Genomic DNA, 13,566 nt, shown 5'->3' with positions numbered 1-13,566 from the left:
AATCCCATGATTTTACCTCTTTGCACGTCAGATTTCAGACGGCACGCTGTGGCAAGCTCAACCAGTGGCTTGTCGGCTAGCGCATTTACTCGGGCATTCGGGCTCAGTCAGGCTTGGTGAAGGGCCCAATGCGCAGCAAAATTTCGGAGTCGTGCTGACCGCCAAAGTGCACGTCTTTCGTGAAGTGCTCCTCAAAGGTCAATTCGGTGCCCATATCGCGGGTGAACGAGCGGAACAGCGCCCAGGAAGCGTCGTTATCAGCGGTAATGGTGGTTTCCATATAGCTAATGTGGCTAAGTTCTTGCCGTGCCACAATCGCCTTCAACATACGCTTGGCAAGCCCTTGACCGCGACCTTTCTCATGGACCGCAACCTGCCATACAAAGACTGTTTCCGGCTTTTGGGGGGGGATATAACCGGAAATAAAGCCTACAAGATCGCTGTCTTTCTCCGCAGCCACTGCCGTGTCGGCAAAATCGCTGCACTGCAAAAGATTGCAGTAAATTGAATTCGGATCCAGCGGTGGACACTCAGCCACCAGCTGATTCAGCCTGAAGCCATCATCCTTCACAGGTTTCCGCAGGTTAATGGCGGTGGTATTCGATCCTTCTGATGTCATAACGAATCTATTTACCTTGAAAATTCAAGGTAAATTATATAGACCACGCACTAAATTTCAAGTTTACTCTAAAGATGGCAGACTGATTATGGATTTTCGGCAGCATAATCCGTCAAAATAATAGCCGTCAATACCGAGATTAAACAACAAATTTTGATGGCTTTTTGTACGGAATTGACGGGTCCGGGAGCTTGAAGGTGCGCCAAGGCAAAAAGCCCCAGGCATTAACGCCCAACAGCAGGCCGTACTTGCCGTCACCAATCCCCCAGCGGGAATAGCACCAACGGCCAAGGCCAGGCCTAGCGCAAGACCGGTCCAGAAGCTCAGCTGAACACTCAACGGCCACCGGCGGGTTAAGCCTCATAAGGAAAACAGACCATGCCAGACAAGCCTCGGGTACTCATCAGAAACATCCGCCAGCGCGCTGCCGAAGGGCTAATTGCCGGCGATCGCTTTACCATAACCCGCTGTTTTAGCCCTGAAGACATCGCATCCTTCGCGGCGATTTCCCGAGACTACAACCCGGTCCATTGCGACAGCCATTTTGCGACGATCAAAGGTATGCGCGAACCTATTGCTCACGGCCTCCTGACAGCAAGTCTGATCACCGAAATCGGCGGTCAAATAGGCTGGCTGGCATCAGGTATGTCATTCAAGTTCAAACGACCTGTCTATGCCGGTGAAACATTGACCTGCGACTGGGTCATCAGCAAAATCGACGAACAAGAACGCGCGAAGGCGGAAATCAGCGTCATCAATGGTGACGGAGTCACCGTTCTTGAAGCAGAAATAACCGGTGTCCTGCCCAATGAAAACGAGCGAAAACGCCTGACCGAGATGCTCACCGAAGGCGATCCCACCAACGGCGTCAGAAATCTCTACGCGTAAATGCTCCTCCTGACTGAACGGCACCAAACAATACTTCCAACGACCAACACGCGAAGCGCTAGTCCAAGAAGCAAGCACAAAGCCCCACCACCCAGACCGTTAACTCCAATGCCAGAATGACCAAGCCCAAACACCCAAAAAAAACCTAAGCAGGCGCCGAACAACTGGCCCCATAGCGATAACAAGAAAAGCACCGATGATGGCGCAACATAACGCGCTCATCCATGCTCTGAGTCAGCGAGCCACCCAAATCGTATTGCGGATCATCATCCACCAACGTACAGGCATACACCCGCACATCGTCACCCTTCTTCACCAACATCCGCGTGTAGGTGCACATAAAGTGCGCGCGGCTATCACTGGTGGGGTATTTCTCCATGCAGTTTTCAGTAATCTCCGGACTACCGTCTTCCGAACCCGGCGTACCCAGGTCTGGAAACGCGGTAAACGCCAGGGTTTCAGGAATGCCCCATTCGCGGAAGATCTCGCGGAACGCAGCTTCCACCTCGGCCGCCACTTCGTTGACATCGGTCTGGCGCGCAATAGACACCTTAAAACCTTGCTCAACCAGCCAGTGCACACCCTCTAATGCCTGATCAAAACTGCCTTCACCGCGGTCTTTGTCATGGCGGGCGCGGTCGGGGAAATCCAGGCTAACGCGGAAGTGAATGGGATAGGGATTGTTCAGCAGCGACAGCACCTGATGCCTGCGTTTCAACAGCGGCTCGGTGGCGTTGGTCAAGACAAAACATGGCCGGTGCTGGCTGGCATAATTCAGGATATTCACAAAATCCCGAATCACAAACGGCTCGCCACCGGTGAAGGAAAACTGCTCCACGCCCATACCCATAGCTTCATGGATAAACGGCTTCACATCGCTCAGCTTCATACCGGGGATGCGGCCATCACCAGGATGACTGCCTTCCAGACAGAACGGGCACGCCAGGTTGCAGGCAGTGCCAGTGTGAATCCACAGCTCTTTTAAAGTATCCGCATCAATATACCCACGGGGGTCGTCGTTGCGGGTATGCGTCCAGCTGTCGGCTGCGCGGGGCTCTAGAACTTCCACCAGCGGAATGCGTGTACGGGAAGCCTTAACGGGCGTGCTGGCCAGGGTCGGCGGCATAAAGGCTCCATAATTAAAAATTTCGACACTCGTTTTAGATAGTTAGCAGTCAGACAGCATTAGGATCGCCGTCAAACAGCAGCAATCAGACCGGCGCTGACGCCGGACGCGTCTCAACCGCGACGCCAACTGTGAATCTTTTCCACCACGGCCAGCAAACGCTGGGGCGCATTGGCCCGCTTCCACTGACCCGCAGTGGCTTTGGCCGCTTCATTCCAGGTCGGATACGGATGAATTGTGCCAAGAATTTTATTGAGTCCCAGGCCGTGCTTCATCGCCAGAGTGAATTCCGCCAGAATTTCGCCGGCATGGGAACCCACCACCACCACGCCGAGAATTTTGTCTTTGCCCGGCGGCGTGAGCACCTTTATGAAACCTGAGTCTTCGCTTTCAGTAATGGCCCGATCCAGATCGTCCAGACCGTATTTGGTGACTTCAAAGGCAATGCCCTTCTCGCTAGCTTCGGCTTCACTCAGCCCGACGCGCGCCACTTCCGGCGAGGTGAAAGTGACCCACGGCATAACCCGGTAATCTACCTTGAAGCGTTTAAACTGACCAAACAGGGCATTCACAGAGGCATACCATGCTTGGTGCGCCGCGGCATGGGTAAACTGATAAGGCCCGGCAACATCGCCACAGGCGAACACATTCGGATAGCGCAAACTCATGTCTTCTTCCACCGGAACGGTTCCATTGGGCAGGGTTTCGACGCCGATTTTGTCAAGCCCCAGGCCTTTGGTGTTTGCGGCACGGCCCACCGCGACCAGCACCTGATCGAAGGCGATTCGAACCATCTCCCCTTTGTGCTCGCAGTAAACCACTTTCTCGCCCTCTTCGATGGCGAACTCTTTAGCCGCATGTTCCAGACGAAGGTCAACACCATCGTTTACGAATTGGGTTTTCACCAGTTCAGACACATCTTTGTCTTCTTTTGCCAACAGGCGATCGCCCATTTCTACCTGAATCACCTGGCTGCCCAAACGGGCAAAAGCATGGGCCAGCTCGGAACCGATAGGGCCGCCACCTAACACCAGCAAACGCTCCGGCTGTTCCTGCAGCTCCCAAAGGTTGTCAGAGTTCAAAGGCTCCATACCTTCCAGCCCCAGAATCGGCGGCATGGCCGGCTTACCGCCGGTGGCGACAATAATACTTCGCGCCGTCAGCCGCTCTGTGTGGCCATCGTTGTGCCGCACCTCCAATTCCCAGGGCGAGACGAAGCTCGCCTCGCCAGCGATGCAGTCCACTCCCAGCTGCCGATAGCGCTCAGGGGAGTCATGGGGCTCTACTTTGGCAATCACGTCTTTGACACGGTTCATGATGTTCAGAAATGAGCTTTTCACCGGCACCGATTCGAGGCCGTAACGATTGGCATGGCGCAATGTATCCGCCGCCTTCGCGCTTCGAATGAGTGCCTTCGAAGGAATACATCCGGTATTAAGGCAGTCACCACCCATTTTGTGTTTTTCTATCAAACCCACTTTGGCTTTCACCGCCGCAGCAATATAAGCCGATACCAGGCCGGCAGAACCGCCGCCAATCACCAGCAAATTGTAGTCAAACTTTGCCGGCTTCTTCCAGCCGGCATAAACCTTGCGACGACGGAGAAAGCCAACCAAAAATTTCGCAATCAGCGGGAAAAGCCCAAGCAACGCAAACGACAGCAGCAAATCCGCAGAGACGATATCGCCCGTGGACTGAATCTGACCCAACTGGGTGCCGGCATTCACAAAAACAAACGTGCCCGGCAACATGGCAACCCAGCTGACCAATGCGTAGGTCCGCAGCTTCATCCCTGTGAGGCCCATCGCCAGGTTGATCAGAAAGAACGGGAACACCGGCACAAGACGAAGGGTTGCCAGATAGAACGCGCCATCTTTTTTGATTCCGCGGTCCATTTTGGCGATGGTTTCCCCATAGCGCGCCCGCAGGGTGTCACGCATGAGGAATCTCGCCACCAAAAACGCCAGGGAAGCCCCCAGCGTTGAGGCAATGGAAACCGCCGCCAAGCCATACAAGTTACCGAAAAAGGCACCGCCGGCCAGAGTCATGATGGTCGCCCCCGGCAAGGACAGAGCTGTGACCACCACATAAATTACGGCATAACCGACAACGGCTGTCAGGAGGTTCTGGTCAATCCATTGTGCCAGGGCACCTTGATTCGCCTGAAGGTTCTCCAGAGTCAGCAGCTTGTGCCCATCGAAGCCGAGAAAAAAACCAACAATCACGGCGATCACTAAAATAAGTAAAAGCTTGCTACGCGTCATATCCATGCCTTTTAAGATGTATCAGCCAATACGCTGTTCACGCTAAGACACGGTCACCGACTGGATGTTACATAGCGATTGAACTAAAATTTTTTGAACGTTCGTTCCAGAATACTGAAACTTTCCCTTAATCCGAAACACTATACAAACATAACGACCAAACCCAGCCTGATAAGGAACGGAATCCCATGAACACCGCAGTGCATCCGGACCCCCAATGCTCGCTGATCGAAGACCTGAAAAGAGGCGATTCATCTGCCTACAAAAAAGCCGTTCGGGAATATTCCCCAGGTATGTTAGCCGTCGCCCGGTTTTACCTGGATTATTCCAGTGCTGAAGAGATTGTTCAGGATTGCTGGGTGACGGTGATCGATGCCATTCACAAATTTGAAGGCCGCTCCGGCCTGAAAACCTGGTTGCACCGAATTGTCGCCAACCGCTGCAAGAACAAGCTCCGATCCAGCAAGCGGGAAGTAGCCATTGATTTTTCCGAAAGCCTGGAACCGGAGCTTGCCAACCGCTTCAATGCAAAAGGCCGCTGGGACCTGCCGCCATCACTTAAGTTCCATGAGTCCGCAGATACCTTAATGGAGAATGAAGCGCTCAGCGATTGCCTAGACAAACACCTGTCCGCGCTACCAGAAACCCAGCGCTCAGCCCTGATGCTGTACGAAGCCCACCAACACAAATCCGAGGACGTCTGTAACATTCTGGATGTCAGTGCCTCTAACCTTCGTGTCCTTTTACACCGTGCCAGGCAGAAGATCTTTCTCATGGTGGAAGCCTTCCAGGAGACGGGCGAATGTTAATGTGCAGGGACCTGGCCGGAATCGCCAGTGATTACATCGATGGTGAGCTGACCGGCCGGCGGAATCTGTCTGTGAAAATGCATCTGATGATGTGCAAGCACTGCCGCTCGTTTATCGGGAATCTTCGTGTCAGCACCGATCTTATGAAGGCGCACTCCTCCAGCAAGCCGGACGAGGAATTCATACGTCGGATTGATGAACAGGTAGCCAAAGCGCTCAAGACACGAAAACCCCGTGATGGGAATCATGAGTGATTGTTCAAAATTCGTTCTAAAGTGCCATTGGCCATACGCTCCGGATACGATTCACTATAAGGCCATACATCCGAACTTCAAAAAGCGAGACCCCAATAATGATAAAAGTCAGCGTACTCTACCCCAAGGCTGCAGATAGCACGTTCGACATTGTCTATTACCGTGACACTCATATGGCGCTGGTTCGCGAAAGACTCGGAAGCGCGTGCAAGCGAACAGCCATCGAATCAGGTCTGGCAGGAGGCGCACCAGGCGAGGCGCCCACCTACATCGCCATGGGGCACCTGTATTTTGACTCCGTCAGTGATTTCGAGACGACGTTCGGCCCCCACGCCAAAGAAATCCTAGGAGATATCCCAAATTTCACCAACGTACAGCCGACGGTTCAGATCAGCGAAGTCATCGAGTAACATTTTGGTCTCTGGAACGACCATTCAAAAACCAACGGATAGAGTATGTCCCAAGCAGTTACCCCTCGCCTTTTTACTGCTCAGACTCGGTGTATTTATCGTGCTCCTGGTCTGGACTCTGGACAAAATGGTCCAGACCGAATACCAGGCTGGAGGTATTTGCCGAGGCTTCCCAGCCCTTCGATAACCTCATGTTCTTTTCTGCCTGGCCAATGCTGGCCGCCCGCCCTGCGCTGTTCCTTTTGCGTGAGTACGACACGCTGACACTTTCGCGGCAACTCGTTCCAGCCACCGACTAGGCACGATCAGTTGGTGCTGTAACAGTATTCGCGGTTGTTTGTCTGTGTTATCACTATAAACAAAGACAAACAACCGGGGTACTGCATGCTACTGAATTGGCTTTCGAGGCGCCTGACCGCTTACCTTTCGAAGGAAATCTCCCGGCACTCCATCAGAACGTCCACCTGGGGCGCGATGGTGAATACTCTCCAACCCGGAGACGTTCTGCTGGTAGAGGGCAACACGCGGATCAGCGTTGCCATCAAGTACCTGACTCAGTCCACCTGGTCTCACGCTGCGCTTTACCTTGGACCGGATGCCGGACTTGGAGTATCGGACGATGGTGAAGCTCACGTGCTCGTTGAGGCGGACCTTGAACACGGTATCCGTCCGCTGCCACTTTGCTATTACCGTCACGCCCACACCCGCATCTGCCGCCCGGTCGGGTTAAGTGACAAGGACCTTCGAACGCTTGCTGAATACGCTTTCAGCAGACTCGGCCATCAGTACGATATGAAAAACGTGTTTGATCTGGCCCGTTACCTTTGGTCAACGCCTCCGGTGCCAACCCGCTACAGACACAAACTGCTGGCGTTCGGAAGCGGCGATCCCACCCGGGCAATCTGTTCAACGTTCATTGCCGAAGGATTCCAACAGCTGCGCTATCCGATTCTACCGGTGGTGAAAACGCTTCCCGCCAACGATCCTGACTGTGCCGGCTGCGTACATGAGCGTTTCCGGGTGCGGCATCATTCCTTGTTCACCCCGAGGGACTTTGATGCCTCACCCTATTTCCGGATAATAAAACCCACCATCGAAGGCGTATTCGATTATCGGGCCATCGCCTGGGAGGACGGTTAACCCCGAGGCTGCAAACAATCAAAACCGGCTTCTGGAATCCTTTGCCATCCAAAAAAAGGATGGAGCATGTGGCCCCACCCAAGGTCGACAGTGGAATTGTCGATGCAAAACAACGCTACGGCTTGTCGATATACTTCTGCTGCTCCTGTCGAGTGTATTCGGTCAATGCCGCCAGCTCCTTGGAGCCCCATTCAAGAGGCTCGGCGGCCATCGGTGCCACCATGCATATCTGGACCATTTCATCCAGGTGCACCATGTCCATACCGAAGTCCCGCTTGCCCATGGCAACAAAATGCGGGTACTGATTCTTGAAAGTGTCCAGGTAGACCATGCCGTTCGTATGGCAGGTGGCACAGGACAAACCATTGGAGGACAGGCTATTGTCGTTGAACAGCTTTTCGCCCAAGGCTCTCAGTTCCGCAACATCACCCTGGTAGGGCGTGTAACCTTCGGGGCGGTGCACGGCTTTCTTGAGGCTCGCTGATACGCCTTCTCCCTCTGCTTCGCCTTCAGCCTCTCCTTCGGCCTTGCCCTCGCCTTCTCCCTCGCCTTCCGCGCGGCCTTCAGCTTCGCCCTTTGCTTCCCCTTCAGCCTCGCCCTGCGCGGCTTCCGCAGAGGGAATCAGGCCAAGATTAGAGCCTGTGTGTATGTTGAAACCTGCCACAGCCACCACAGTCATCATGGGTACGGATATCATGAGATTTCGCGACAGCTTGCTTAAAAGCGCCTTTCGTTTTTTTTCTTTGGACATGTCAGCAACCTCCGGTCGCATTGTCGTTTTTCAGGTTGTAGACCCTTCATGCGGGTCTTTGAAGCACGGACACCCTTGCCGCGCATTTTCTGAGTTCAGGCACTTCGGGCCAGGCCTGCAGCCTGCCCTTCCAGATATCGCAGCGTTGAGGGGTGAACCCCAAAATCAGAGCTGACCTTCACCCCGGCCTGTTCGGCCAGCATGCCGATGATGGCCGTATGGTGGATGGTGTGGCTGGCCAGAAACACCAGTTCACGTTCCACGCTTGTCTTCACAGTCTGATGCTTACCGGCACTGTTATGGCGCATGTTAAGCTCATCCGCACAGAGTCCTTCAAATCGACTGCGAAGGGCCTCAACGGTCTCCTCCAGGCAATCCTGTGCCGCCCGTCTGTCTTTTTCCAGGGACAGATCCCGGTTGCGGTTCTCGTAGTCAAGCAGACCGCCAACACCAGAAGTGGCTGTCAGCAGCGCGCTGTAGTGATCGATAATGTGCCGGACATGCTTGCCGATGACATGTTGATTTCGCGCACCAAAGCACTGTCGGTACAAAGTTCCCGGCATCTGGTCAAGCAGCTGGACAAGCTGCCCGATCGCATGACCATTTTCATCAACGATCTGGCCCAAGGCCCAGTTATTGTCTGAAACTGGCTGTTTCATCGCATTTATCCGTTTTACGTTGTTCTTTACGGCGCTGTTAGCGGCCGAGTGGACACAAGACAGACTCATGCCCACACGTGTTCGCTCATCAGCCCTTGGCTTTACCTTCTGCTTCGCCCTCGGCTTTACCTTCTCCTTCTCCTTCGGCCTTGCCTTCTCCTTCTCCTTCGGCCTTGCCTTCTGCTTCTCCTTCGCCCTTGGCCTTAGCTTCTGCCTCGCCTTCGCCCTTGGCTTTACCCTCGGCCTCGGCTTCGCCCGCAGCGACCATCAGATAGTTAGCATCGAGGTTGGTTTCGGCGGCCGATACGTTAAACGCCGAAGCGCCGACAATGATGGCAAAAACGGGTCCTGTGTAAGCGACACCCCGCGCAAGCTTGCCAAGCAACCGCTGTTTCTGTGTTTCTTTGGACATGATGTATCCCCTTCCGTTGTTTCACATTACCGCCGGGCGGGTTGCCCGGCCTTCCTTAGACCCGGAGCCAAAGATCCAGCAGACCTCAAAGACTCCCGGATTTTTGCGGCGGTGCTGTAGAACACCGCTTGTCGAGTGCCGCGGCAGCGACCTCAATATTGTTCATGTCAACCAGGTACCGATCGCAGGTTTCCAACCACTCCGCGAGCCGGGTAAACCCATGGGTATCGAGCGGCTGGCCACCAGCGGAACAACACCCCGAAATAAGCTGCCTCAGCGTTTCATTGACCGGAATTGCCCGTAAGCCGTCCTCTTCCCGGAGCCGGGCCATACTGGGAATGAGCACCGCAGACACCGTGTAGCGACGGCCGGTGACAGCCGAAGAAGCCGGCACAAGACACCCCCTGCCAGGCGTCGGCGACAATGGGCCACTAATACCCTGGTCGCCAAAGAAGCTTTCGGATAAGCCCTCCGAAACCTGCAGCGGCATCCCCAGCGCCGAAATCTGGTCGTCGGTGCCCGAGGGCAGCAGCGCGCCGCGGCTATGGTCAGCCTTCAGGCAGGCTGACAAGGCTAGCGCCAGGGCATCATGGACGGCGGGTTCGGAGTTGCCGACCAGAAACGCCTGACCGGCCAGGGTCGGGCCCGCAATCAGACCGGCGTCTATGGCAATTTCCTGCGCTTCGGCGGCATGCGTCGCCAGGCAGGCCATGAGCGCTGAGGCAACGCCGGACAGGGGCAGACGGGAACGAAGCACCCTGCCCTCCAGAATCAGGGTGAAACCCGGTGTATCGCGAACGATCTCAAGCCTGGGAAGCAATTCGGTCCCGGCGACACCGGCAACCGCCATAGGCTCAAGCAAGGCTTCGATTCGACCAATCAGCGGCGCACTGTCTGTGAACAACCGCACCCGGAAGCGTCCGCAGTCCAGCACTGCCGAAAATGGCGAGGGTTCAGGGCTCGGCGAAGTTGCCGGTGCTGCCGGCTGGTTAGCGGATGCGCCTGACTGGATCAGGAATCGGTTATTCACCCAGTCGCCGAGGGTATTCCAGACATCGTTGCGGATTGCCCAGGCGTCCGGAGCGGCGGGCATACTGCGGCTGGCCGATTCGTAAAGGGTTGCAGCAATGTCGTCTGGCCCTGCACCGTCGGTGGCCATTAGCCAGATCAGCGAGGCGGTTTCGTTCAGACCGCTCAGGTGGCCGAGGCGGGTGTCATATAGATACACTTGGTCTTCACTGAGGGTGTCTTCCGCCACCCAGCGTTCAAGGCGTGGTTGCTGAAGAGCGTGATCAGACAATGCCTGGGCCACCACCCAGTCAGACAGTCGTGGCAGCGCCATGAAAGGCAGATACGCCGCCGGGTCTGCCCCGGGCACCAGGTTCTTGAAGCCGCCGCTGCGGGCTATTTCATCTTGGGATTCCCGGACCAGGCGCTCATCCACAGAGCCGGTTTCCAAAGCGACACGCTTGCTATTAAGCCCCACGATTTCAACCATGTCGGCAACCAGTGAACCCTTAATACCCTCCTCAATGCCGCCGCCGCTTTCCGGCCCGGCGCACACTTCCAGGGAGGGACTCAGGTTGCACTCCAACACCCAGGGTTTGAGCTTTTCATCCACCAGGCAGTCAATACCCATCAGTTCGTAACAGCCCCGGGTATCCGCACCCACCACCCTTGAGCGTTCTCGCATGGGTTCCAGGGCTGCCACGCAGGTCAGGGCCACCAGGTCTTCAATCTTGGCAAACAGGGCTTTGTCATCATGGCCCTGTTCCCGAAGCCACTCCCGGTAACGCTCAAAGTCCACGAACTCCACCGGCACCTCGGCATCCAGGTTCAAGGCATTAACGTCGGGGTTGGTCAGATAGCTGTATGGATTGTTCGCGTTTTCCTCGTTATAGGGTGCGGAAGCCAGCTTGGCAAAACCCTGCTGGTAGAGATACACCCGAAAAGGCGATACCGAGGACACCAGAACATAAAGACGGAGAACATATTTCCGACCATGCATGGTGTGGGGGTTTTCGAGGTATTCCTGAACCATCCAGGAGGATTCCAGCGGCACATCGGCCGGATCTCCAACCAACTGGATACCTTTACCTCGCGCGGCGTTCTTCGGTTTCAGAATCCAGCGTTTACCCGGATCGTCCAGCGCTGCCTGCTGGAACGCGTGGTAGTCTTCCGGCATAGAGAAGACTCCTGGCACAAACGCGAGGCGATCCGTCAGGTGTCCGCTCCCTTTGTCCTGTCGTTCAGCCCGCTCGCGCAGGTCCATCAGGCTGCGGTAAAGGCAGCTCTTCACTGTGAGCGCATTGTTGCCCGGAATGTGATTGATCTTCCTTTCCGGTCCGACCTCGCTGAAGTCGTTCTGATCCGGCATGCCGGTATACCAGCAGGCGTCCCACTTCTCGGCACTTTCTGCCTTTTGCCACTGAGATTTGTCCAGCGATTGCTCAAAGAACCTGTCCTGCTCGTAGGACCTGTTGCCACCCATCCAGTAGTACCGAGTCATGGTGCCGTGCTCTCCATTCCGATTGGCCACTGCCTCGACGCTTTACAAGACAGTGATTTATTGGCGTTTCGAGGATAGAGACACATGTGAGTTGCAACTGTTACACCAAGAGCTGAACTTTTCTGCGGCTCAGAACCCTATTCGTGAAAGCTCGATGCCGGAAAATGTGGCAGGGGCCGCAATGACCGGCCGTGGTTGATAATGGTGAGCTTAGAAAAGTGTGGAGAGCAGGCCTCGTTTCATAACCGACTGACTTGGCAGATTACCTGCAGCGTAGAACCTTGTACCTGCTCTCAGGTCAAGGTGCATTCCTCTTTGTCAGGCGGCACAACAGGACAACTTGGTGACGTCCTTGGTAAAGGTTTGGGCACAGAGCTTCAGCCCCTCCACCATGGTGAGATAGGGAAACAGCTCGTCGCCGATCTCTTGCACGGTCATGCGCGCCCGCAGTGCCATCACCGCCGTCTGGATCAGTTCACCCGCCTCGCCGGTGACCGCCTGGACCCCAAGCAACCGTCCTGAGCCACGCTCGGCCACCATCTTGATAAAACCGCCAGTCTCGAAATTCACCAGCGCCCGCGGCACGTTTTCCAGATTGAGCGAACGGGTGTCCACTTTGAAGCCCCGCCTGACGGCCTCGGCTGCTGTCAGGCCGACAGTAGCCACCTGGGGATTGGTAAAGACCACCGCCGGCATGGCGCTGAGATCCAACCGTGCATCGCCGCCGGTCATATTCACCGCAGCCCGGCTGCCTCCGGCGGCGGCTACATAAACAAACTGGGGCTGGTTGGTACAGTCGCCAGCGGCGTAAATGCCCGGCACCCGAGTCTGGAGTTGATCGTTCACGATGACGGCACCGTGATCTGTCTCTACGTCGATCGCATTCAGGTTCAGCCTTTCAGTGTTCGGGGTGCGACCCACCGCCACCAGAAGTCGATCGGCCCGCAGCTCCCCGGCATTCGAGGCGACAATGAACTCATCATTGGTATAGCTGACCTGGCTCGCCTGCGTGTCATTCAGGACGCTTATACGCTCAGCCTGGAACGCTGTTTGAATGGCTTCTCCAACAGCGGGGTCTTCACGAGATAATAGCCTGCTGCGTGCCAGAATCGTCACCTCGCTACCCAGCCGGGCAAACGCCTGGGCCAGTTCCACCGCCACCACCGAGGCCCCGATGACAATCAATCGGTCCGGAATGGTGTCACTGGCAAGCGCAGTGGTGGAGGTCCAGTATGGCGTATCGGGCAGGCCCGGAATCGGCGGTATGGTTGGCCGCGCACCGGTACCAATGAACGCACGGTCAAAGCCGATCTCGTGTTCCTTGCCGTCAGCACCATTGACCCGCACCGTACTGGCATCCATAAAACGAGCCTCACCCTGCACGACCGTGATATCAAGGTTTTCTTCCAAGATCCCTTCATACTTGGAGTGCCGCAGTTCATCAACACGGGCCTGCTGTTGGGCCAGCAACAGGGGGCGGTCGATTATGGGTTCGGTCGCCGTGATGCTTTCGTCAAATGGACTTTTGCGGCGCAAATGAGCGATGTGGGCCGCCCGGATCATGATTTTGGAGGGCACACAGCCAGTGTTGACGCAGGTTCCACCGATGGTGCCGCACTCGATGAGTGTCACTCGGGCACCGCGTTCAGTCGCCTTCAGGGCGGCGGCCATGGCACTACCGCCGCTGCCAATCACTACGATGTGCAAGTTGTTGTCACTCATAAA

General features: G+C 55.7%; 14 protein-coding genes. 5 read left to right on the top strand and 9 right to left on the bottom strand.

Annotated features, from left to right (window positions below):
• Window positions 1–103: 103 nt before the first annotated feature.
• Together ectA and MRBBS_RS19590 are read right to left on the bottom strand one after the other, a co-directional pair.
• Window positions 104–619, bottom strand: coding sequence for a diaminobutyrate acetyltransferase (gene ectA / locus MRBBS_RS00755; RefSeq protein WP_041635005.1), 516 nt, complete (start codon window positions 617–619; stop codon window positions 104–106).
• A gap of 139 nt (window positions 620–758) precedes the next feature.
• Window positions 759–983, bottom strand: coding sequence for a hypothetical protein (locus tag MRBBS_RS19590; protein WP_187290816.1), 225 nt, complete (start codon window positions 981–983; stop codon window positions 759–761).
• Window positions 984–997: 14 nt separating this feature from the next.
• Here MRBBS_RS19590 and MRBBS_RS00750 point away from each other — a divergent pair, with 14 nt between their 5' ends.
• Window positions 998–1,507, top strand: a complete 510-nt coding sequence (locus tag MRBBS_RS00750) for a MaoC family dehydratase (protein WP_014869490.1) — start codon at window positions 998–1,000, stop codon at window positions 1,505–1,507.
• A 145-nt stretch (window positions 1,508–1,652) separates the two neighbouring features.
• On the opposite strand, the gene MRBBS_RS00745 is transcribed toward MRBBS_RS00750, so the two are convergent.
• Window positions 1,653–2,633: a radical SAM protein gene (locus MRBBS_RS00745; RefSeq protein WP_014869489.1), complete on the bottom strand. Its 981-nt coding sequence runs from the start codon at window positions 2,631–2,633 to the stop codon at window positions 1,653–1,655.
• Between the two features lie 113 nt (window positions 2,634–2,746).
• A complete protein-coding gene (locus MRBBS_RS00740; protein WP_014869488.1) occupies window positions 2,747–4,897 on the bottom strand; it encodes an FAD-dependent oxidoreductase in 2,151 nt (716 codons plus the stop codon).
• 188 nt (window positions 4,898–5,085) lie between these two features.
• On the opposite strand from MRBBS_RS00740, the gene MRBBS_RS00735 reads away from it, so the two are divergent.
• The 4 genes from MRBBS_RS00735 to MRBBS_RS00720 all read left to right on the top strand — a co-directional run bounded on the left by MRBBS_RS00735 (window position 5,086) and on the right by MRBBS_RS00720 (window position 7,510).
• On the top strand, window positions 5,086–5,706 hold the full coding sequence (locus MRBBS_RS00735; protein ID WP_014869487.1) for an RNA polymerase sigma factor: 621 nt from the start codon (window positions 5,086–5,088) through the stop codon (window positions 5,704–5,706).
• Window positions 5,700–5,960 (top strand): zf-HC2 domain-containing protein, encoded by a 261-nt coding sequence (locus MRBBS_RS00730; RefSeq protein WP_014869486.1) that lies wholly within the window; start codon window positions 5,700–5,702, stop codon window positions 5,958–5,960. Before MRBBS_RS00735 ends, MRBBS_RS00730 begins: the two co-directional genes overlap by 7 nt.
• A 98-nt stretch (window positions 5,961–6,058) precedes the next feature.
• Entirely contained in the window at window positions 6,059–6,370 is a 312-nt protein-coding gene (locus tag MRBBS_RS00725; protein WP_014869485.1) for an EthD family reductase, read from the top strand.
• Between the two features lie 384 nt (window positions 6,371–6,754).
• The gene (locus MRBBS_RS00720; protein ID WP_014869483.1) at window positions 6,755–7,510 is read left to right on the top strand and encodes a YiiX/YebB-like N1pC/P60 family cysteine hydrolase; all 756 of its coding nucleotides are present in this window, start codon (window positions 6,755–6,757) and stop codon (window positions 7,508–7,510) included.
• Window positions 7,511–7,625: 115 nt separating this feature from the next.
• Here MRBBS_RS00720 and MRBBS_RS00715 read toward each other — a convergent pair whose 3' ends face one another.
• From MRBBS_RS00715 to merA, 5 genes are all read right to left on the bottom strand, one after another.
• A complete protein-coding gene (locus MRBBS_RS00715; RefSeq protein ID WP_227497552.1) occupies window positions 7,626–8,207 on the bottom strand; it encodes a cytochrome-c peroxidase in 582 nt (193 codons plus the stop codon).
• Between the two features lie 149 nt (window positions 8,208–8,356).
• Entirely contained in the window at window positions 8,357–8,920 is a 564-nt protein-coding gene (locus MRBBS_RS19290) for a DinB family protein (protein ID WP_041635004.1), read from the bottom strand.
• An 88-nt stretch (window positions 8,921–9,008) separates the two neighbouring features.
• Window positions 9,009–9,332, bottom strand: a complete 324-nt coding sequence (locus MRBBS_RS00705; protein ID WP_014869479.1) for a hypothetical protein — start codon at window positions 9,330–9,332, stop codon at window positions 9,009–9,011.
• Window positions 9,333–9,417: 85 nt separating this feature from the next.
• Window positions 9,418–11,841 (bottom strand): hypothetical protein, encoded by a 2,424-nt coding sequence (locus MRBBS_RS00700; protein WP_227497551.1) that lies wholly within the window; start codon window positions 11,839–11,841, stop codon window positions 9,418–9,420.
• 318 nt (window positions 11,842–12,159) lie between these two features.
• Entirely contained in the window at window positions 12,160–13,563 is a 1,404-nt protein-coding gene (gene merA, locus MRBBS_RS00695) for a mercury(II) reductase (RefSeq protein WP_014869475.1), read from the bottom strand.
• Window positions 13,564–13,566: the final 3 nt, after the last annotated feature.

Origin of the sequence: Marinobacter sp. BSs20148 (genome assembly GCF_000283275.1) — a bacterium.
GTDB lineage: Bacteria > Pseudomonadota > Gammaproteobacteria > Pseudomonadales > Oleiphilaceae > Marinobacter > Marinobacter psychrophilus.
Note: the sequence above shows the minus strand (reverse complement) of the source record. Positions and strands in the feature narration are given on the sequence as shown.

What these genes read in the sequence shown, in the direction of transcription:
- ectA (WP_041635005.1), bottom strand. Translation starts at nt 619, where the DNA reads ATGACATCAGAAGGATCGAATACCACCGCCATTAACCTGCGGAAACCT.
- MRBBS_RS19590 (WP_187290816.1), bottom strand. Translation starts at nt 983, where the DNA reads ATGAGGCTTAACCCGCCGGTGGCCGTTGAGTGTTCAGCTGAGCTTCTG.
- MRBBS_RS00750 (WP_014869490.1), top strand. Translation starts at nt 998, where the DNA reads ATGCCAGACAAGCCTCGGGTACTCATCAGAAACATCCGCCAGCGCGCT.
- MRBBS_RS00745 (WP_014869489.1), bottom strand. Translation starts at nt 2,633, where the DNA reads ATGCCGCCGACCCTGGCCAGCACGCCCGTTAAGGCTTCCCGTACACGC.
- MRBBS_RS00740 (WP_014869488.1), bottom strand. Translation starts at nt 4,897, where the DNA reads ATGACGCGTAGCAAGCTTTTACTTATTTTAGTGATCGCCGTGATTGTT.
- MRBBS_RS00735 (WP_014869487.1), top strand. Translation starts at nt 5,086, where the DNA reads ATGAACACCGCAGTGCATCCGGACCCCCAATGCTCGCTGATCGAAGAC.
- MRBBS_RS00730 (WP_014869486.1), top strand. Translation starts at nt 5,700, where the DNA reads ATGTTAATGTGCAGGGACCTGGCCGGAATCGCCAGTGATTACATCGAT.
- MRBBS_RS00725 (WP_014869485.1), top strand. Translation starts at nt 6,059, where the DNA reads ATGATAAAAGTCAGCGTACTCTACCCCAAGGCTGCAGATAGCACGTTC.
- MRBBS_RS00720 (WP_014869483.1), top strand. Translation starts at nt 6,755, where the DNA reads ATGCTACTGAATTGGCTTTCGAGGCGCCTGACCGCTTACCTTTCGAAG.
- MRBBS_RS00715 (WP_227497552.1), bottom strand. Translation starts at nt 8,207, where the DNA reads ATGATATCCGTACCCATGATGACTGTGGTGGCTGTGGCAGGTTTCAAC.
- MRBBS_RS19290 (WP_041635004.1), bottom strand. Translation starts at nt 8,920, where the DNA reads ATGAAACAGCCAGTTTCAGACAATAACTGGGCCTTGGGCCAGATCGTT.
- MRBBS_RS00705 (WP_014869479.1), bottom strand. Translation starts at nt 9,332, where the DNA reads ATGTCCAAAGAAACACAGAAACAGCGGTTGCTTGGCAAGCTTGCGCGG.
- MRBBS_RS00700 (WP_227497551.1), bottom strand. Translation starts at nt 11,841, where the DNA reads ATGACTCGGTACTACTGGATGGGTGGCAACAGGTCCTACGAGCAGGAC.
- merA (WP_014869475.1), bottom strand. Translation starts at nt 13,563, where the DNA reads ATGAGTGACAACAACTTGCACATCGTAGTGATTGGCAGCGGCGGTAGT.